Annotated in this window: 25 protein-coding genes; 22 read left to right on the top strand and 3 right to left on the bottom strand. The window is 39.6% G+C overall.

The features are described 5' to 3' along the window. The first annotated feature begins 13 nt into the window (after positions 1–13). From rplF to DSM08_RS03555, 19 genes are all read left to right on the top strand, one after another. Positions 14–568, top strand: coding sequence for a 50S ribosomal protein L6 (rplF, locus tag DSM08_RS03465; RefSeq protein ID WP_149524838.1), 555 nt, complete (start codon positions 14–16; stop codon positions 566–568). A 5-nt stretch (positions 569–573) separates the two neighbouring features. After that, entirely contained in the window at positions 574–927 is a 354-nt protein-coding gene (gene rplR / locus DSM08_RS03470) for a 50S ribosomal protein L18 (RefSeq protein WP_149524839.1), read from the top strand. Positions 928–939: 12 nt separating this feature from the next. Continuing rightward, entirely contained in the window at positions 940–1458 is a 519-nt protein-coding gene (rpsE, locus tag DSM08_RS03475) for a 30S ribosomal protein S5 (RefSeq protein WP_149524840.1), read from the top strand. A gap of 4 nt (positions 1459–1462) precedes the next feature. Then, on the top strand, positions 1463–1642 hold the full coding sequence (gene rpmD / locus DSM08_RS03480; RefSeq protein ID WP_149524841.1) for a 50S ribosomal protein L30: 180 nt from the start codon (positions 1463–1465) through the stop codon (positions 1640–1642). Between the two features lie 113 nt (positions 1643–1755). Continuing rightward, on the top strand, positions 1756–2202 hold the full coding sequence (rplO, locus tag DSM08_RS03485; RefSeq protein WP_149524842.1) for a 50S ribosomal protein L15: 447 nt from the start codon (positions 1756–1758) through the stop codon (positions 2200–2202). A gap of 6 nt (positions 2203–2208) precedes the next feature. Then, positions 2209–3555 carry a preprotein translocase subunit SecY gene (gene secY / locus DSM08_RS03490; RefSeq protein WP_149524843.1) on the top strand — a complete coding sequence of 449 codons (1347 nt, stop codon included), beginning with the start codon at positions 2209–2211 and terminating at the stop codon, positions 3553–3555. Positions 3556–3562: 7 nt separating this feature from the next. Continuing rightward, positions 3563–4345, top strand: coding sequence for a type I methionyl aminopeptidase (gene map / locus DSM08_RS03495; protein WP_149524844.1), 783 nt, complete (start codon positions 3563–3565; stop codon positions 4343–4345). 71 nt (positions 4346–4416) lie between these two features. Beyond that, on the top strand, positions 4417–4635 hold the full coding sequence (gene infA, locus DSM08_RS03500; RefSeq protein ID WP_021071231.1) for a translation initiation factor IF-1: 219 nt from the start codon (positions 4417–4419) through the stop codon (positions 4633–4635). 39 nt (positions 4636–4674) lie between these two features. Next, entirely contained in the window at positions 4675–4791 is a 117-nt protein-coding gene (ykgO, locus tag DSM08_RS03505) for a type B 50S ribosomal protein L36 (RefSeq protein ID WP_013665024.1), read from the top strand. Between the two features lie 28 nt (positions 4792–4819). After that, positions 4820–5197, top strand: a complete 378-nt coding sequence (gene rpsM, locus DSM08_RS03510; protein WP_149524845.1) for a 30S ribosomal protein S13 — start codon at positions 4820–4822, stop codon at positions 5195–5197. 14 nt (positions 5198–5211) lie between these two features. Then, positions 5212–5601, top strand: coding sequence for a 30S ribosomal protein S11 (gene rpsK / locus DSM08_RS03515; RefSeq protein ID WP_149524846.1), 390 nt, complete (start codon positions 5212–5214; stop codon positions 5599–5601). Between the two features lie 66 nt (positions 5602–5667). Continuing rightward, positions 5668–6276 (top strand): 30S ribosomal protein S4, encoded by a 609-nt coding sequence (gene rpsD / locus DSM08_RS03520; protein WP_149524847.1) that lies wholly within the window; start codon positions 5668–5670, stop codon positions 6274–6276. Positions 6277–6358: 82 nt separating this feature from the next. Beyond that, on the top strand, positions 6359–7351 hold the full coding sequence (locus DSM08_RS03525) for a DNA-directed RNA polymerase subunit alpha (protein WP_149524848.1): 993 nt from the start codon (positions 6359–6361) through the stop codon (positions 7349–7351). A 117-nt stretch (positions 7352–7468) separates the two neighbouring features. Further along, the gene (gene rplQ / locus DSM08_RS19350; RefSeq protein WP_149524849.1) at positions 7469–8191 is read left to right on the top strand and encodes a 50S ribosomal protein L17; all 723 of its coding nucleotides are present in this window, start codon (positions 7469–7471) and stop codon (positions 8189–8191) included. Positions 8192–8312: 121 nt separating this feature from the next. Continuing rightward, a complete protein-coding gene (locus DSM08_RS03535) occupies positions 8313–9446 on the top strand; it encodes an aspartate aminotransferase family protein (protein WP_149524850.1) in 1134 nt (377 codons plus the stop codon). Positions 9447–9456: 10 nt separating this feature from the next. Further along, positions 9457–10419, top strand: coding sequence for a Rossmann-fold NAD(P)-binding domain-containing protein (locus tag DSM08_RS03540; RefSeq protein WP_149524851.1), 963 nt, complete (start codon positions 9457–9459; stop codon positions 10417–10419). A gap of 6 nt (positions 10420–10425) precedes the next feature. Further along, positions 10426–11214 carry an acetylglutamate kinase gene (gene argB, locus DSM08_RS03545; RefSeq protein ID WP_149524852.1) on the top strand — a complete coding sequence of 263 codons (789 nt, stop codon included), beginning with the start codon at positions 10426–10428 and terminating at the stop codon, positions 11212–11214. Between the two features lie 11 nt (positions 11215–11225). Next, on the top strand, positions 11226–12026 hold the full coding sequence (gene proC, locus DSM08_RS03550; protein ID WP_149527628.1) for a pyrroline-5-carboxylate reductase: 801 nt from the start codon (positions 11226–11228) through the stop codon (positions 12024–12026). Continuing rightward, positions 12019–13083 (top strand): M20 family metallo-hydrolase, encoded by a 1065-nt coding sequence (locus DSM08_RS03555; RefSeq protein WP_149524853.1) that lies wholly within the window; start codon positions 12019–12021, stop codon positions 13081–13083. Before proC ends, DSM08_RS03555 begins: the two co-directional genes overlap by 8 nt. Positions 13084–13177: 94 nt before the next feature. Here the strand turns inward: DSM08_RS03555 and DSM08_RS03560 are convergent, their stop codons facing one another. Beyond that, positions 13178–13648 carry an Lrp/AsnC ligand binding domain-containing protein gene (locus DSM08_RS03560; protein WP_149524854.1) on the bottom strand — a complete coding sequence of 157 codons (471 nt, stop codon included), beginning with the start codon at positions 13646–13648 and terminating at the stop codon, positions 13178–13180. Between the two features lie 389 nt (positions 13649–14037). Between DSM08_RS03560 and DSM08_RS03565 the strand changes: the two genes are divergently transcribed. Further along, entirely contained in the window at positions 14038–15081 is a 1044-nt protein-coding gene (locus tag DSM08_RS03565; RefSeq protein WP_149524855.1) for a hypothetical protein, read from the top strand. Here the strand turns inward: DSM08_RS03565 and ruvC are convergent. Then, positions 15078–15641 carry a crossover junction endodeoxyribonuclease RuvC gene (gene ruvC / locus DSM08_RS03570; RefSeq protein ID WP_149524856.1) on the bottom strand — a complete coding sequence of 188 codons (564 nt, stop codon included), beginning with the start codon at positions 15639–15641 and terminating at the stop codon, positions 15078–15080. The genes DSM08_RS03565 and ruvC overlap by 4 nt on opposite strands. A gap of 172 nt (positions 15642–15813) precedes the next feature. Between ruvC and DSM08_RS03575 the strand changes: the two genes are divergently transcribed. Both DSM08_RS03575 and DSM08_RS03580 read left to right on the top strand, forming a co-directional pair. Next, a complete protein-coding gene (locus DSM08_RS03575; RefSeq protein ID WP_246172433.1) occupies positions 15814–16806 on the top strand; it encodes a hypothetical protein in 993 nt (330 codons plus the stop codon). Positions 16807–16822: 16 nt separating this feature from the next. Further along, the gene (locus DSM08_RS03580; RefSeq protein WP_149524857.1) at positions 16823–17923 is read left to right on the top strand and encodes a glycosyltransferase family 2 protein; all 1101 of its coding nucleotides are present in this window, start codon (positions 16823–16825) and stop codon (positions 17921–17923) included. Here the strand turns inward: DSM08_RS03580 and DSM08_RS03585 are convergent, their stop codons facing one another. Beyond that, positions 17924–18670 carry a lysophospholipid acyltransferase family protein gene (locus DSM08_RS03585; RefSeq protein ID WP_149524858.1) on the bottom strand — a complete coding sequence of 249 codons (747 nt, stop codon included), beginning with the start codon at positions 18668–18670 and terminating at the stop codon, positions 17924–17926. It abuts the gene before it with no gap. Positions 18671–18737: the final 67 nt, after the last annotated feature.

Raw genomic sequence — 18737 nt, forward strand, 5'->3', positions numbered from 1 at the left:
AACACACAAAGAAATGTCAAGAATTGGAAAAGCGCCAATTGCTATTCCCTCGGGAGTATCAATTACTGTATCAGACAAGAACTTGTTGACAGTAAAAGGCCCTAAAGGTGAATTAACACAACAAGTGGACAGCGACATCACTGTTAAAGAAGAAGATGGTCAGATCGTCGTTACACGTCCTACAGAACAAAAGAAACACAAAGCATTACACGGCTTATACCGCGCCTTGATTAACAACATGGTAGTCGGTGTAACCGAAGGGTACAAAACTACACAAGAGTTAGTGGGTGTTGGTTACCGTGCTTCAAACACTGGTAATACATTAGAGTTAACTTTAGGATTCTCTCACCAGATTGTTTTCGTATTGCCAAAGGAAATTACAGTTACAACTACTGCTGAAAAAGGTAAGAACCCTACAATTACATTGGAGTCAATTGACAAACAATTAATCGGACAGGTAGCAGCGAAAATCCGCGGCTTCCGTAAACCAGAGCCATACAAAGGTAAAGGTATTAAGTTCGCAGGGGAAGTATTAAGAAGAAAAGCAGGTAAATCAGCTAAAAAATAATAACCATGGCAGGAATTAAATCAACTCGTAGAGCGAGAATAAAAAAAGGAATCAGAAAACACCTGGCTGGATCTACAGAACGTCCGCGTTTAACGGTTTTTAGAAGTAATAAAGGTATCTATGCACAGATCATTGATGATACATTGGGTAAGACTTTAGTGTCTGCTTCTTCATCATCAAAAGAATTTGCTGCATCAGGTAACAAAGTTGATCAATCTAAAGCTGTAGGTAAAATGGTTGCTGAGAAAGCGATCGCAGCAGGAATTAGCAAAGTAGTTTTTGACCGTAATGGGTATCTATACCATGGCCGTATTAAATCATTGGCTGAAGGTGCTCGCGAAGGCGGTTTAGACTTTTAATCAAAGAAAGAAATGGCATTAAGCAATATTAAAAGAGTAAAATCAAGCGAGATTGAATTAAAAGATCGCTTAGTAAGCATCCAACGTGTAGCGAAAGTTACTAAAGGTGGTCGTACCTTCAGTTTCTCGGCTATCGTTGTAGTTGGTGACGAGAATGGCATCGTAGGATACGGTTTAGGTAAAGCAAAAGAGGTTACTGAAGCAATTACTAAAGGTATTGATGACGCTAAGAAAAACTTAGTGAAAGTTCCTATCATTAAAGGTACAGTTCCTCATGAGCAGTACGGTAAATACTCTGGTGGTTCAGTTTTGATTAAACCAGCTGTACACGGTACAGGAGTATTAGCGGGTGGTGCTATGCGTGCAGTTTTAGAGTCTGCAGGTATCACTGACGTATTAGCAAAATCATTAGGATCTTCTAACCCTCACAATGTTGTTAAAGCTACTATCGACGCTTTAGCAAACATGCGTGATGCTTATACAGTGGCACAAACACGTGGTGTCGATTTAAACAAAGTATTTAACGGTTAATATCATGGCAAAAATTAAAATCACCCAGATAAAGAGCGTTATCGACAGAAGCGAGCGCCAAAAGAAAACTATTGAGGCATTAGGTTTGAAAAAAATCAATCACTCAGTAGAAGTTGAAGCTACACCAGCAATCATTGGTATGGTTCGTAAAGTGAATCATTTAGTAGCAGTAGAAACTGTTTAAAAATAACAATGGAAAGGATTTCTCACAGTCCTTTCCATTCTGTTTATTCATTAAATATTAAAAGGTTATTGCCTGTTTAGTGAGAGCGAAGGCGTAACACAATCAAGTTTAAAATGAACTTAAGTAATTTAAAACCAGCAGTTGGTTCAACAAAAAGTAAGAAACGTATTGGTCGTGGTCAAGGATCAGGTCGTGGCGGAACTTCAACTCGTGGACACAAAGGTGCCGGATCTCGTTCAGGTCACTCTACGAAGATTGGTTTCGAAGGTGGTCAAATGCCTTTACAACGTCGCGTTCCTAAATTCGGATTCAAAAACATTAATCGTGTAGAATATGTAGGTGTTAACTTAGATGTATTACAAGGTTTAGTTGAGAAACACAATTTAACGACTGTAGACTTTGAAACTTTAAATGTTCACGGTTTAATCTCTAAAAACGACAAGGTGAAAATCTTAGGTCGTGGTGAGTTTACTGCGAAAGTAGAAGTTAAAGCTCATGCGTTCTCTACCTCAGCTCAAAAAGCTATTGAAGCAGCAGGTGGTTCTATCGTTAAACTGTAATAATACATGAAGAAACTAATCACAACCTTAACCAATATATGGAAGATTGAAGAACTACGTAATCGTATTTTAAATACGTTACTATTTCTTTTAATATACCGCATAGGATGTCACGTGGTATTGCCAGGTGTTAATCCGGATGCATTGGTAGTAAACAGAGAAGGTGGTAATGATATTATGAACCTAATCAATATGTTTGCCGGTGGATCTTTTTCACGTGCGGCAATTTTTGCATTAGGCGTAATGCCATACATCTCCGCATCTATCGTTGTGCAGTTATTGGGGATAGCTGTTCCTGCTTTTCAGAAAATGCAAAAAGAGGGAGAGTCTGGGCGTAAGAAGATGACGCAAATTACTCGTTACCTAACAGTAGCGATTACTTTGGTACAGTCAATTGCATACGTGAAGACACAAATCGGTCCTGAAGCGAAAACTATTGCTGATCCGATGTTCTCTATTCTTTCTGCAATCGTGTTGACAGCAGGTACACTGTTTGTGATGTGGCTAGGTGAGAAGATTACTGATAAAGGTATCGGTAATGGTATTTCACTTATTATTATGGCAGGTATTATCGCGCAGCTTCCTGCAGGTATTACAGCAGAGTGGGGATCAAGAATGAGTCCTAGTGGTGGTGGTCCAATTCCATTGTTATTAGAATTCGTAGCCTTGTTCTTCGTTGTAATATTTACCATTCTTGTGGTTCAAGGGGTTCGTAAGATTCCTGTACAATACGCTAAGAAAATCGTTGGAAATAAACAAATCGGTGGTGTTCGTCAGTACATTCCTTTGAAAGTGAATGCAGCAGGTGTAATGCCAATCATTTTCGCGCAAGCGATCATGTTCCTTCCGATGTCCTTAACGCAGTTCTTCCCGAACGTGCAATCGGACTTCCTGACGTCTTTGAGTAACTATACATCTGTGACGTATAATGTTGTATTTGCTTTGTTGATCATCGCATTTACATTCTTCTACACCGCAATCATGGTTAATCCTCAGCAGATGTCGGAGGATATGAAAAAGAATGGTGGATTTATTCCGGGCGTTAAACCTGGATATGAAACTAATTTGTTTATCGATAATGTGATTTCTCACATTACATTCCCAGGGGCAATATTTGTAGCTGTGATTGCTATTTTACCAGCGATTGCTACATTGTTTGGTGTTAACAACCAATTCGCTCATTTCTATGGTGGTACTTCGTTGTTGATCTTAGTAGGGGTAGTGTTGGATACCATCCAACAAATTGAAAGTCACTTGTTGATGCGCCACTACGACGGATTGATGAAGACAGGTAGAGTAAAAGGCCGTAGCTCGGCAACAACAGTTGAGGGTTACGACCAATCAGCAATTTAATTTTTGAATGTCTAAAGTATATTATAAAACAGACGAAGAAATTGAGCAAGTGCGAGAGTCAGCAAATGTACTCTCGCAGTTACTTGCTGAAATTGCTTCGTTAGTTAAACCGGGTATCACAACATTGTCTCTTGATCAGTTCGCTTTTGAATTTATCAAAGATCATAAAGGTACACCTGCGTTTTTAAATTACCACGGTTTTCCGTACTCGCTTTGTATTTCGGTGAATGATCAAATCGTTCATGGTTTTCCAAGTGAGTATGTGTTGCAAGAGGGAGACATCGTGTCTGTTGATGGTGGTGTTAATTTAAATGGTTTTATTAGTGACTCTGCTTATACTTTTGGTGTAGGTGAGATCTCTCCGGAAGCACAGCAATTACTGGATGTTACTAAAGCTTCACTTTACAAAGGTATTGATGAAGCGGTAGCTGGTAAACGTGTCGGGGATATATCTGCAGCCGTTCAAGAATACGTAACGCGTTATAACTATGGTATTGTTCGCGAACTTGTAGGACACGGTGTTGGTTTCCATTTACATGAGAAACCTGAAGTGCCAAACTACGGTAAGCGAGGTTCCGGTCCTAAACTTGAAGAGGGGTTAGTAATTTGTATTGAACCTATGATCAATGCAGGTAAAGGAGGCGTGAAGTTTTGGGACGATGGATGGACAGTAAGTACCATTGATGGTAAACTTTCAGCTCACTTTGAGCAGATGGTTGCGATCAGAAAGGGCAAACCGGACGTATTATTAAATTTTGATGCAATAGAGAAAGTTTTAGATAAAAAGTAGTTGGTTTTCAATTAATTTATTTATCTTTGCACTCCTGTTTTGCGAATTTATACACAAAAATAAGAGCTTATATGGCTAAACAAGCCTCGATAGAACAAGACGGTATCATAAAGGAAGCACTTTCAAACGCGATGTTTCGTGTAGAGCTAGAGAATGGTCATGAGATCATTGCCCACATTTCTGGGAAAATGCGCATGCACTACATCAAAATTCTGCCGGGTGATAAAGTGAAGTTGGAAATGTCTCCATATGATTTAACCAAAGGAAGAATTACATACCGCTATAAATAGGCTCCGGTTTATTGGTAGCAGTATAAAAAACTTATAAAAATGAAAGTTAGAGCATCAATTAAAAAACGCAGTGCGGATTGTAAGATCATCCGTCGCAAAGGAAAAGTTTTTGTAATTAACAAAAAGAACCCTAAGTTCAAACAACGTCAAGGGTAGTTATTAACATAATCGCTTAAAATATTATATGGCAAGGATATCAGGTATAGATTTACCTAAAAACAAAAGAGGTGTTATTGGCCTTACCTATATTTTCGGTATTGGTCGTTCCACTGCTGCTTATATCTTAGATAAAGCAGGCATCGATCAGAACGTGAAAGTTCAGGAATGGAATGATGATCAATTAGCTGCAATTCGTACTATCATCAACGATGAAATCAAAGTTGAAGGTGCATTACGTTCAGAAGTACAATTGAACATCAAACGTTTGATGGATATTGGTTGTTACCGTGGATTACGCCACCGTAAACACTTACCAGTTCGTGGTCAACGCACTAAAAACAACTCTCGTACTCGTAAAGGAAAACGTAAGACAGTTGCTAACAAGAAAAAAGCTACTAAATAATAAGTAATTAAGAAATGGCTAAAAGTAAAAAAGTTACTAAAAAACGTATCGTAGTTATTGAGCCTGTTGGTCAAGCTCATATCAACGCTACTTTTAACAACATCATCGTAACTTTGACTAACAATCAAGGTCAAACAATTTCATGGTCTTCAGCTGGTAAGATGGGCTTCAAAGGTTCTAAAAAGAACACTCCATATGCTGCTTCACAAGCTGCTAACGACTGTGGTAAAGTTGCATACGACTTAGGATTGCGTAAAGTTGAAGTTTTTGTAAAAGGACCTGGTGCTGGACGTGAGTCGGCGATCCGTTCTTTACAAACAATTGGAATCGACGTAACGACGATTAAGGATATTACTCCACTTCCTCACAACGGTTGTCGTCCTCCAAAACGTAGAAGAGTTTAATAATAGAGTGTTTAAGATAAGATTCTTCAGCTAAAGGCTGAATGATACTTCAAACAGAACAAACAAATGGCAAGATATACAGGACCTAAGTCCAAAATCGCTCGTAAATTTAGAGAGCCAATTTTCGGCCCAGATAAGGCATTAGAAAAGAAAAACTATCCTCCAGGCCAACACGGTCCTTCAAAAAGAAGAGGAAAACAATCTGAATATGCAATTCAGTTATTAGAGAAACAAAAAGCTAAATATACTTACGGTGTATTAGAGCGTCAATTCTCTAACTTATTCGTAAAAGCAGCAGCAAAACAAGGTATTACAGGTGAGAACTTCTTGAAATTATTAGAAGCACGTTTAGATAATATCGTTTACCGTTTAGGAATCGCTCCTACACGTTCAGCTGCTCGTCAATTAGTTTCGCACAAGCATATTACTGTTAACGGTCAAGTAGTTAACATTCCATCATATAGCATTCGCCCTGGTGATGTTATTGAAGTTCGCGAGCGTTCGAAATCATTAGAAGCGATTTCAAACTCGGTAGCTGGAAGAAAAATCAACAAATTCAGCTGGTTAGAGTGGGATGCAAACGAATTGAAAGGTACTTTCGTAACTTACCCTGAAAGAGCTGACATTCCAGAGAACATTAAAGAAAATTTAATTGTAGAGTTATACTCTAAATAATAAATGATACTAACATGCATTCTACTAAAGTTTGCATGTTAGTATTATATCATATCAAGTACTAAAACTTAAAAGAACATAAATGGCAATTTTAGCATTTCAAAGACCGGATAAAGTTATCATGCAAAAATCAACTGATTTTGATGGTACTTTCGAATTTCGTCCATTAGAACCAGGTTTTGGTGTAACTATTGGTAATGCTTTGCGCCGTATTTTATTGTCCTCTCTAGAAGGATATGCAATTACGTCGGTAAGATTTTCAGGCGTTTCGCACGAATTCTCTACGATTAAAGGCGTGGTAGAAGATGTTACGGAAATCATTCTTAATTTGAAGCAAGTACGTTTCAAAAAGACTGGTGAGCAAGGCGATAACGAGAAAATCTTTGTAGTTATCAACGGCCAAGATCAATTTACAGCTGGAGACATTACTAAATTCTCTAACAATTTCACTGTATTAAACCCTGAATTGGTTATCTGTAACATGGATAACTCCGTTACTGTAGAGGTTGAAATCTCGGTAGGTAAAGGTCGTGGTTATGTGAATGCGGAAGAAAATAAAGTAGTTGACGGTCCTGTTGGAATGATCGCGATCGATTCTATCTACACTCCGATCAAAAATGTAAAATATACCATTGAGAACTATCGTGTTGAGCAAAAGACTGACTACGAGAAATTGTTGTTAGACATCTCTACTGATGGTTCTATTCATCCAGAAGATGCTTTGAAAGAAGCAGCTAAAATCTTAATTCAACACTTCATGTTATTCTCTGATGAGAACATGTTGTTGGAATCTCAAACTAAAGAAGAGACTAAGGTTGTTGATGAAGAGATCTTACACATGCGTAAGATTTTGAAAACGGAGTTAGTTGACTTAGATCTTTCAGTTCGTGCTTTGAACTGTTTGAAAGCAGCTGATATCCGCACATTAGCAGAATTAGTAACTTACGACGTTGCAGATATGTTGAAATTCCGCAACTTCGGTAAGAAATCTTTAAGCGAGATTCAAGAGTTAGTTAAATCTAAAGGTTTATCGTTTGGTATGAACTTGTCTAAGTACAAGCTAGACGAAGAATAATAAATTACTATAATAAGCGACCTGTTGCGTAATTCCTCTTGGGAGTAGAGATAATAATCTGATTATACGATACAAGCTTGAAAGAAAGAACGGTACGCACAAAAACAAATTAAAAAAATGAGACACGGAAAAAAAGTTAATCACTTAGGCCGCACTGACAGTCACCGTAAGGCGATGTTAGCTAACATGGCGACTTCATTAATTAAACACAAACGTATTACTACGACTTTAGCAAAAGCTAAAGCTTTACGTACTTACGTTGAGCCTTTGATTACAAAATCTAAAAACGACACTACACATTCACGTCGTACGGTATTCGCTTACTTAAAAGATAAAGATGCTGTTACTATCTTATTCCGCGAAGTATCTGAAAAAGTTGCTTCTCGTCCAGGTGGTTACACTCGTATCATCAAATTGGAAAACCGTTTAGGTGATAACGCAGAGATGGCATTTATCGAATTAGTAGACTACAACGAAGTTTACGGAAAAACTGCTAAAACTGAGAAAAAATCTACTCGTCGTCGTTCTACATCAAAGAAAAAACCTACTGAGACTGAAGCAAAAGCTCCAGTTGCTAAAGGTGATGATTTAACAATCGTTGAAGGTATCGGTCCTAAAATTGCTGAAGTATTAGCAGCTGCTGGAATCGATACTTACGCTGAATTAGCTAAAACTGATGCAGAAAAAGTTAAAGAAATTTTAGCTGAAGCTGGTTCTAACTTCAATACTTCTGATCCTACTACTTGGGCTGAACAAGCACAATTAGCAGCTGACGGTAAATTCGAAGAATTAGAAAAATTGAAAGCTGAATTAGACGGCGGTAAAAAAGTTGATGAATAATCATTGATTTTTTAACGAAATAAGAAAGTCCCCTTGCAAAAGGGGACTTTTTTTATTTTATCAAGATTCGTAAACTATTACTACATATATTTGTAATTCACATCATACGAAAGCATAATAAATGGAACTTTTTAATGTTTACCCTGTTAATCCTATCAATATCGTAAAAGCAAAAGGATCATTGGTATGGGATGAACAAGGCACAGAGTACTTGGATCTGTACGGCGGCCACGCTGTCATTTCTATAGGCCATACGCATCCTCACTATGTGGAGGCGCTTAAAAATCAGTTGGATAAGATTGGTTTTTATTCAAATTCCGTTTTAATTCCTATTCAACAACAACTTGCCCGACAGTTAGGCGAGGTGTCTGGAAAGTCTGACTATACCTTATTTCTTTGTAATTCCGGTGCTGAAGCGAATGAGAATGCATTGAAATTAGCATCCTTTCATACCGGAAGGAAGAAGATAATTGCTTTCAACAAGTCGTTTCATGGTCGTACGTCGTTAGCGGTTGCTGCGACCGATAACCCTAGCATTGTTGCGCCAGTTAATCAAACTGACAATGTTGTGTTTCTTCCGTTTAATGACGAAGAAGCTTTAACTAAAGCATTTCGGGAGTATGGAGACGAAATCGCTGCTGTCATTATTGAAGGAATTCAAGGTGTCGGTGGTATTCGCGCGGCATCGGTTTCCTTTTTAAAAGCTATTCGTTCATTGAGCGATACTTACGGTGCAGTATATATTGCAGATTCCGTGCAATGTGGTTATGGAAGAACTGGTTCGTTCTATTCGCATGACTATGCAGGTGTAGAAGCAGATATCTATACGATGGCTAAAGGTATGGGAAATGGTTTCCCTATTGGCGGTATCACTATAGCTCCAAAGTTCAAGGCGTCATATGGTTTATTAGGCACTACCTTTGGTGGAAATCACTTAGCATGCGCTGCAGCTGTTGCCGTATTAGATGTTATCAAAGAGGAGAATCTACTTCAGAATGCTGAGCAAGTTGGGAATTATTTGATTGAGGAACTTAAGAAGTTTGATCAGGTGTTGGAAGTTAGGGGCCGGGGGTTGATGATCGGTATTGAGTTACCTGAAGAGCTTGCGCAAGTGAAGAAAGATCTATTGTTGATCAACAAGATTTTTACAGGAGAGGCAAAGCCGAATGTGATTCGTATTTTACCAGCATTGAATATTACTAAAGAAATTGCAGATCGCTTTTTAACAGCTTTTGACGAGCGTTTGAAAGCTTAATTATATCGACATGAAGAACTTTTTTTCTGTAGCGGATGTAAAAAATCTAAAAGCTATAGTAGACGAGGCATTAACGTTAAAAGCCAATCCTTTTGGCAACGAAGACCTTGGCAAGCATAAAACAATTGGTTTGGTTTTCTTAAATCCAAGTCTTCGTACGCGTCTTAGTACCCAAAAGGCAGCGATGAATCTTGGGATGCAGGTCATTGTGATGAACATGGATAAAGATGGCTGGGCATTAGAGACTCGTGACGGCGTTATTATGAATGGCACGACCGTAGAGCACATCCGAGAGGCTGCGGCTGTTATGGGCGAGTATTGCGATATCCTGGGACTACGTTCATTTCCATCACTGAAAGATAAGGAAGCAGACTATACCGAAGATCTATTTAATAAATTCGTCAAGTTCGCAGGCGTACCGGTGGTATCTTTAGAAAGTGCTACTAGACATCCATTGCAGAGTCTAACCGATTTGATTACCATTACAGAGCATAAAAAGAAAGATAAACCTAAAGTAGTACTTGCTTGGGCGCCTCATGTGAAAGCACTTCCGCAAGCTGTTCCAAACTCGTTTGCAGAGTGGATGTGTAAGGCACAAGAAGAGGGCTTGGTGGATTTCACTATTGCGCATCCGGTTGGATACGAATTATCCGAAGGATTTACGGAGGGGGCCAACATCAGTAACAAACTTGATGAAGCCTTGGCCGACGCGGATTTCGTGTATGTAAAAAACTGGTCTTCTTTCAGAGAATACGGAGCGGTATATCCGGTATCTGAGGATTGGATGATGAATAATGAAAAATTAAAGCTGACAAATGATGCGAAGGTTATGCATTGTCTACCTGTTAGACGCGACCTTGAGTTATCATCAGAAATTCTCGACGGGCCGAATTCTTTAGTGATCAAAGAAGCAGGCAATCGTGTGTGGGCTGCGCAAGTGGTATTGAAGAGGTTGTTGGAGGGTTTGAAATAAAATAGAATGTCGGTATTAAACATTATAAAAATCGGTGGAAACATCATTGACGATTCTGTTCAATTAGATGCTTTCCTCGAAAAATTCTCTGCGTTGCAGGGACGTAAAATATTAGTCCACGGTGGTGGCAAAATCGCAACGCGTATCGCTGCCGATTTAGGTATAGAAGCTAAGATGGTCGAAGGACGTCGCATCACTGATGGACCGATGCTGGATGTGGTTACCATGGTCTACGCGGGGCTTACCAACAAGAATATAGTAGCCAATCTGCAAAAGCTGAATTGCGATGCTATAGGCTTGTGCGGGGCTGATGCCAATGTAATCAAGGCGATCAAACGTCCGGTTCGGGACATTGACTACGGATTTGCCGGAGATATCCTTGCAGATTCGGTGAATTCCCTTGCGATAAAGAAACTTCTGGAAGCCGAATTCACGCCGGTTTTTTCTGCAATTACTCATAATGGCATGGGGCAGCTTTTGAATACCAACGCAGATACCATTGCATCTTCCTTAGCCATCGCCCTGTCAAATGTCTACGAAGTTTCATTAATCTATTGCTTCGAGAAAAATGGTGTCCTATTAGACGTGGATAATGAAAACTCCGTAATCGAGACCATCCGTTCCGGAGAATTTCAGCAGTTAAAAGATAATAAAATTATACACGATGGCATGATTCCCAAGTTACAAAATGCATTTGATGCTATTGCAAAGGGGGTTAGCAATGTGTATATTGGCAATGCCAATAATTTACATCTGTACCAACAGCGTAAATTTGGCACTTGTTTAATTGCCTAAATCTATACAACATGCAAAAAATTACAATCATCGGAGGGGGTAATATCGGCCTTTCTTTAGCCAAGGGATTGGTGAAGGCTGATTATTGCCAAGCTGATGCAATCACGATCACTAGGAGATCGATGGTTTCATTAGAAGAGGAGAAGAACGCAGGCTTTGGAGTCAGCGAGAACAACGTCGAAGCCATTCAAGGTGCAGACTATATCGTGCTTGCTATTTTGCCTCAGCAGATTCGCAAAGTACTTGACGAACTACAGCCTTCTTTGAGTCCCAATCAGATTGTAATTTCAGTCGTGTCAGGTGTGACCTGCGCTGACATCAAAGAAGTCATCGGTAATGATAAAACAGTTATCCGAGTTATGCCGAATACAGCTATTGCTATTGGCCAATCGATGACCTGTATGGCGACTGATAACGCCACAGATGCTCAAATCAAAGCCGTTACGACAATGTTTGAAACGGTAGGTTCGGTAGTACTCATTAATGAGGATCTGATGACCTCGGCGACTGCATTGTGCGCCTGTGGTATTGCGTTCTTTTTACGTAGTATCCGCGCGGCATCTCAAGGAGGGGTAGAAATCGGTTTTCATGCACACGATGCGCTCAAAATGGCCATTCAAACCGCAAAAGGCGCCGCGGATCTACTCTTGCAGATGGAGAGTCATCCTGAAAGCGAGATCGATAAAGTTACCTCACCAAAAGGATGCACCATCGCAGGTCTCAATGAAATGGAACACAATGGCTTTAGCTCCGCATTTATCAAAGGCATAAAATTATCAGCTAAGAAAGCTGGAGGTTTATACAATGACTAATATATCAGAACTGACGAGCGATAGTATCGCATTATTGAAAAGCATGATCAGTACCCCCTCGCTTAGTCGTGAGGAAGAGCACACTGCCGCTTTAATACGTCAATTCTTTCATACCCATGAAATCCCAACGGAAAAAGTTGGCAATAATATCATTGCATATAATCAATTTCATTCGGCCGACAAGCCATATATTCTTTTGAATTCCCATCATGATACCGTCAAAGCGAACCCTGGCTATACGAAAGATCCCTTTCAGCCGCTGGTGGAAGATGGTAAATTGTATGGGTTAGGAAGCAATGATGCCGGTGGTTGCTTGGTTTCCTTAATTGCAGCATTCCGTTATTTCTATGCTCATCAAGATCTCCCATTCAACTTATGCCTCATTGCATCAGCAGAGGAGGAAGTATCGGGGAAGAATGGGGTAGAAGAAGCTTACAAACATGTACCGGCTTGTAGTTTCGCTATTGTCGGCGAACCGACCCTCTTAAATCTAGCTGTTGCAGAGAAAGGATTAATGGTTTTGGACTGTGCTGCACATGGGCAATCCGGACATGCCGCGCGTGAAGAAGGCATAAACGCCATCTACTTAGCGCTGGAAGATATAGCATGGTTCCGAAGCTTTCAATTTCCGAAGCTTTCTAGCTTCCTAGGACCGGTTAAGATGAGCGTAACGATGATAGACGCGGGTTCACAGCATAACGTTGTTCCTGCGCTCTGTAAATACGTCGTCGATGTGCGAAGTACAGACGTTTATACCAATCAGGAAATATTGGATATCATCAAATCGCATGTGAAATCCGAGGTAATCGCCCGGTCTACCCGTTTGAATCCTTCAACCATTGCGGTCGATCATCCCATCGTACAGTCGGGTATCAAGCTTGGAAAGGAAATCTATGGGAGTCCGACGATGAGCGATCAGGCATTATTGCCGATTCCTTCAATTAAAGTCGGGCCTGGAGATTCAGCAAGATCGCATACAGCAGATGAGTTTATCTATTTACACGAAATTGAGGACGGTATAGCTTTCTATATCTCACTTCTAAATAATATTATATAAAGAGAGCGGGCATGCCCGCTCTCTTTATATAATATTATTTAGAATATCAAAAATTCTCTTCTCCACTCGATGTTTTAAAGGAATTCGATCGTTTTTACAACGTAATTTGACGTTTAATGCTCTCTTCAAGCGAAATAATCGTCTCGGTACGTTGAATTCCTTTCAAGCCTTGTATGTCTTCGTTCAAAACCTTACGTAAATGTGAGGTGTCACGACAGATAATTTTTGCAAAAGCAGAATATTGACCAGTACAATAATGCAATTCTACAACTTCTTTCACCTGTTTTAACTGTTCAACGGCATCAGAATACTGAGAACCCTTCTCTAAATAGATTCCTAAGAAGGCTGTGATGTCAAAACCAACTTTTTGAGGGTTAATTATCAGGTTAGAACCGTTGATTATTCCCAATTCCTCCATTTTTTTCATGCGAACATGGATAGTTCCACCAGAAACTATCAATTTTTTCGCAATTTCTGTATATGGAATTGATGCATCTTCCATCAAGATGGATAAAATTTGAACATCTAGGTTGTCTAAATCGTAATTTGAATAGTTTTTTTCCATAAAAATGGTATTATTACGTGTATAATTTGTTTACTTTTTAAAATTATCTAAAAAATTCAGAAAAATTTCTATTTTTTTGAATGAAAATGTAAATTTGTTGTAACAAAAGCAGAAAAAACTTGCTGATTTTGTATAAAGTAGCCCCTCAAAATAACATAGGTTTATAATTGGTTAGCGTCGAAGCTCCTCGCCCGAGGAGCTTCTTCCATTTTTGCCAAACCATCGAAACCTAACGATTTGAATATTTTTCAAAAATAATAACTTTTCAGCGTATTTTAATATTCAAATGATAAAATTATATCATTTTTTTTGTCATATTTATATTTCAATTCTGAAAGATTTATCTTTTATAAATTAGTACATTAGTGATTACCTGATATCAATAGCAGATGGAAATCGAAGACGTTAAAATTTCAAGAAAGAAACCTGTGTTTCCAGTGGGCGCAGGCCTTCTTAAGTACCTTAAAATGTATCAAAGGGATAGTAGACTACCCATTGCATACGCAGATTTGCTGAACTTCGACGAAACTGTGCCTGTCATCGATAAGAATGGGGTAGATACCTATTGGGAAATACCTTTATACCCACAGCATGTACAAGACCATCTCTATGAACAACTTAAAATCGTCTATGCAGAACTTAAAGCGTCGGGTAATACACGAATCGTGCAGCATAAGGTAATCGAACGAATAGAATTCTGCGCCTTTGGTAATACGCGACCCTTTCGGATCAAGATCGTCAATCGCCTGAATGATGTTTATGATTATTTCTATATCAAGCAAGCCGATGCTTCCCGCATATACGGTTTGGAATTGGAGGAAATTCTATCGCCAAATCAGGTGAATTATCTTTATGACCGATCTACTTTGGTGGAGGAGCATATTGTTGGTATTCCGGGAGATGTTTTCGCCAAGTCGCGCATGTACACTCCGGATTACAATCAGACCCGGATTGCAAAAGAGTTTGTAAAGTTCAATGAACGCTGTGTTATTTCACTTCTGGGAGATATGCGCGCTTATAACTTCGTGATGCAGATTACTCCGGATTTTGACGATTTCCAATTTCGAATTCGTGCCATCGATTTCGATCAGCAGTTCTATGAGGGAAATATCAAGGTTTATATGCCGCAGTTCTTCAAAGAAAACTATCCTTATGTGAAACTATCGATGGATCATTTAAATGAGAAAACGGTCTTGCAATATCAGCAGGAAGAGCGTTCTTCCATTGTACATCGCGTCCGGAGCGAACGGCATAGAATTAAAGATCTTCGGGATGCATCAAAAACGCAGCAGCTTTCTACAGAGGAGAATATCATCAAGTTGAGAGAGGCTCATGCACAATACTATGACGATCCGAAATATTTACAATGTCAATCCATGACTGATATTATCGAACGGAACGTCAAGAACGTGATACGCTCTGTACAGCTCTAACGAACACGTTTTACATTATCTTTTACGAAGGCCTCCCAACCAGAATAAGATTTGCTGCTTGTGCCCGTGTTTTGCTGAAAAGCATGGCATACCGCTACAGCCAATCCATCGGTAGCATCTAGGAACTCAGGTGTTTCTTTGAAGCTCAGGAGCGTCTGTATCATTGCAGCGACCTGTTCTTTGCTCGCATTACCATTGCCGGTGACAGACTGTTTTATTTTGCGGGGGGCATATTCAAAAATCGGAATATCTGCATTCAGTGCTGCAGCCATCGCGACGCCCTGCGCTCGACCTAATTTCAACATGACCTGTATATTCTTGCCATAGAATGGTGCTTCTAAAGCAACACAATCAGGTTTGTATTCTTCAATTAGGGCAGAGGTTTTCTTAAATATGCGCTGCAACTTCAAGGCGTGGTCGTCCAGATGGCCCATTTTGATGACCCCCATCGTGATCAAGGTTATTTTCTTATTTACCTCTTTAACGATTCCATAACCAAGCACCACTGTACCCGGGTCAATCCCTAAAATGATGCGCTCCTTCGCCTTTTCCTTTTGCATGCTACAATATTACAAAAATCCTTGCAAACGGCTCGTGCGCGGATGTCACTCCTTTGTATGGTTCCATTAAATCTCTTATTCTTAATAATTGAACAATGTGTAGCCCATTTGTTGACTTTCCGGAAAGTAGCGTGCTCAAAAACCTTTTATTTATTAAAAAATTGTTAAAATTGTGCTTTCAAATCAGAAATTGACAAAGACACAGCGAAAATATCTCAACCTTTTGATCAAGTTTATCATTGTTGCACTAGCAATGTGGTTCGTGGTTTCGAAGGTCAATAATCAAAAGAATTTAGCGGAATTTAAAAACCTCATCGAAACGATAGATCCCATTACTATTCGTGTGGTATTAGGACTGGTATTCTTGCTGATGCTGCTCAACTGGCTCTTAGAGGTCGTTAAATGGCGATTCTTGAGTCGTCGATTGGAATACTTGGGGATGTGGAAGGCCATACGATCGGTCTTTTGTGGTCTTACCTGGGCAATTTTTACACCGAATAGGATTGGTGAATATGGCGGACGAATTATGCTGCTCAAGCCTGAGAATCGTGCTTCCGGCGCTGTAGCTATGGGCGTTGGGCTATTTGCTCAATTGGTCCTGACATCGGTATTTGGGGCAATCAGTATTGCCTGGTTTGTTACGACCTTTATCGAAACACCCACTTCTGTAGATTTTGGCGTATGGTTGCTGGCTATCATTTATGCATTAGCCTTTCTTATTCTTTATTTCAATGTGTCTTGGGTGGATTACTTGGTCGGTAAGGTCAAGTTTCTACATAAGGTTAAGCCATTCTTCGCGGTATTGGAGGATTATTCGGTACGCGAACTAGCCTACGTTCTTTGGCTGTCCACATGCCGATTTGTGATTTTCACATCGCAGTATATAATTTTGATGCTTGTGTTCTTGCCCGAGCTTTCCATCGCCTCCATGTTGCCGATGATTTTTATATTATTCTTTATCCAATCGGCCGTTCCTTCACTAGATATATTTGATTTCAGCGTACGGAGTTTTGTGGCGAGCAATTTGTTTGCTTATATCACTACGCAAGAATTAGCAGTGATGGCTATTGTTTCCTGTGTTTGGTTTGTGAATTTGATATTTCCAGCTATCATTGGAGCATTTTTTGTGTTTAACGTGAATTATATCAGTGATAACAAGTCTTAGTTTATTTCTTTTCATCATGTGCGTGGTCTACGTGGTGCTCGTGCTGTATATGCGCGCTGGATGGATGCGTCTTGCTATCATCAAACCGAGCGCAATATTGCCTAAGAGTAAGGTGAGCGTCATCATCGCTGCTAGAAATGAAGAGGATAACATTGGCCGAACCTTGGATTGCCTTATGGCACAAGATTTTCCAAAAGAACTTCTAGAAGTCATCGTCGTAGACGACCATTCTACCGATAGAACCAGTGAGATTATTTTGTCCTACGCAGAACGCGGTGTCCGTTTGATTAGTTTGGAAGCGGGGGATAAGTTAAACTCCTATAAGAAATATGCGATAAATAAAGCGATCGACTCCTCAAACGGCGAAATTATCGTAACAACGGATGCTGACTGTCGTATGGGGCCGAACTGGCTAAAAACCATCATCCATTTTATGGAAGCCAACGATTTGTATATGGTTTCCAGCCCCGTAAGTTATCATGAGGAGAAATCCTATTTTGAGAACCTACAGACTTTGGAATTCTTATACCTGATCGGTTTGGGCGCTGCGGGTATCGGCAATGGCAATCCTACTACTTGTAATGGAGCAAATTTGGCCTACCGAAAAGAAGTTTTTTACGAGATGGGCGGATTTAAAGGCATCGATGAATTGGCATCGGGCGATGATGAACTGCTCTTGCATAAAATTGCGGAAAAGTATGCTTCGCGTATAGGCTTTTGCAAAGCAAGAGAAGCTATAGTTTATACGGATGCGAAGGAGAACCTCTCTGCATTTTTAAGCCAACGTAGGCGTTGGGCATCAAAGAGTACGAAGTATAAGGATAAGCGTGTTGTGGCTCTTGGTGTTTCTATTTGGCTCTTCAATTTGGCCTTATTGGTCAATATCCTTTGTTTTTGTTGGGCAGATGCGGATGCAGAACGTTTGATATTATTGTCGATCCTGATGAAGATCGTCGTGGAGTTCGCTTTCTTATATCCGGTTGTTTCATTTGCAAACCGTAAATCCTTACTGCTCAATCTACCGCTTATCAGTTTATTGCATTCCGTGTACCTCGTTTACATCGGTATTTTAGGAAATGTAGGTAAATACGATTGGAAGGGGCGTTCGGTAAAATAACTAGTGTTTTTCCTCAATAACTTTTGCGCGGATTAAATCTTCTGCTTTCTTTACGATTTCCTCAACATTTAACCCTGTTGTATCAATAGGATCTAAAACTTCCCAGGACATCGATGTAAATGGACGAAGTGGGAAAGCTCCCCATTGCACCATTTTGTATGAGCCATTGATCGCAATCGGCACCACTAATGCATCTGGATTTTTCTTCAGTAATGTCGCTATCCCACCCACAGAAAAGTTCTTCATCTTTCCTGTTTTAGTACGTGTTCCCTCCGGAAAAATAAATGCCGACCAGTTATTCTTTTTCATGTTATTTGCGAGGGTCAAAATCTCAGCAATGGATTGTTTAGGGTCCTTGCGGTCGATATTTGCTGCCCCACCATGTTTTAGATTGAAAGAAATACTTGGAATATTAGCGGTCATCAATTCCAATTTGGAGATGAATTTACCATGGAATCTACGTAGGAAGAAGATCAATGGTGGAATATCATAGGTGCTTTGATGATTTGCTACAAAGACAATAGGTCGCCCCGTTGGGATATTCTTGTTATCCATAAAATGGGTTCTATTGAATAGGGTATAATTACAGGCTACCAATAAACCGTTTAAAATATCTACGCTATTTTTATGTGCATTATAACCGCCCAGCTTTAAACATAACCATTGAATAGGATGGAATATGATAAGCGATAAACCAAAACAAAAATAAAAGATAGGTGTTAGGATAAATCCCAATATTTTTCTCATTACTCGAACTAAATTGTGCAAATATACGAATTCGAATTTATAGGAGATTGTAACGATTGTTGATGCA

Origin of the sequence: Sphingobacterium hotanense (genome assembly GCF_008274825.1) — a bacterium.
GTDB lineage: Bacteria > Bacteroidota > Bacteroidia > Sphingobacteriales > Sphingobacteriaceae > Sphingobacterium > Sphingobacterium hotanense.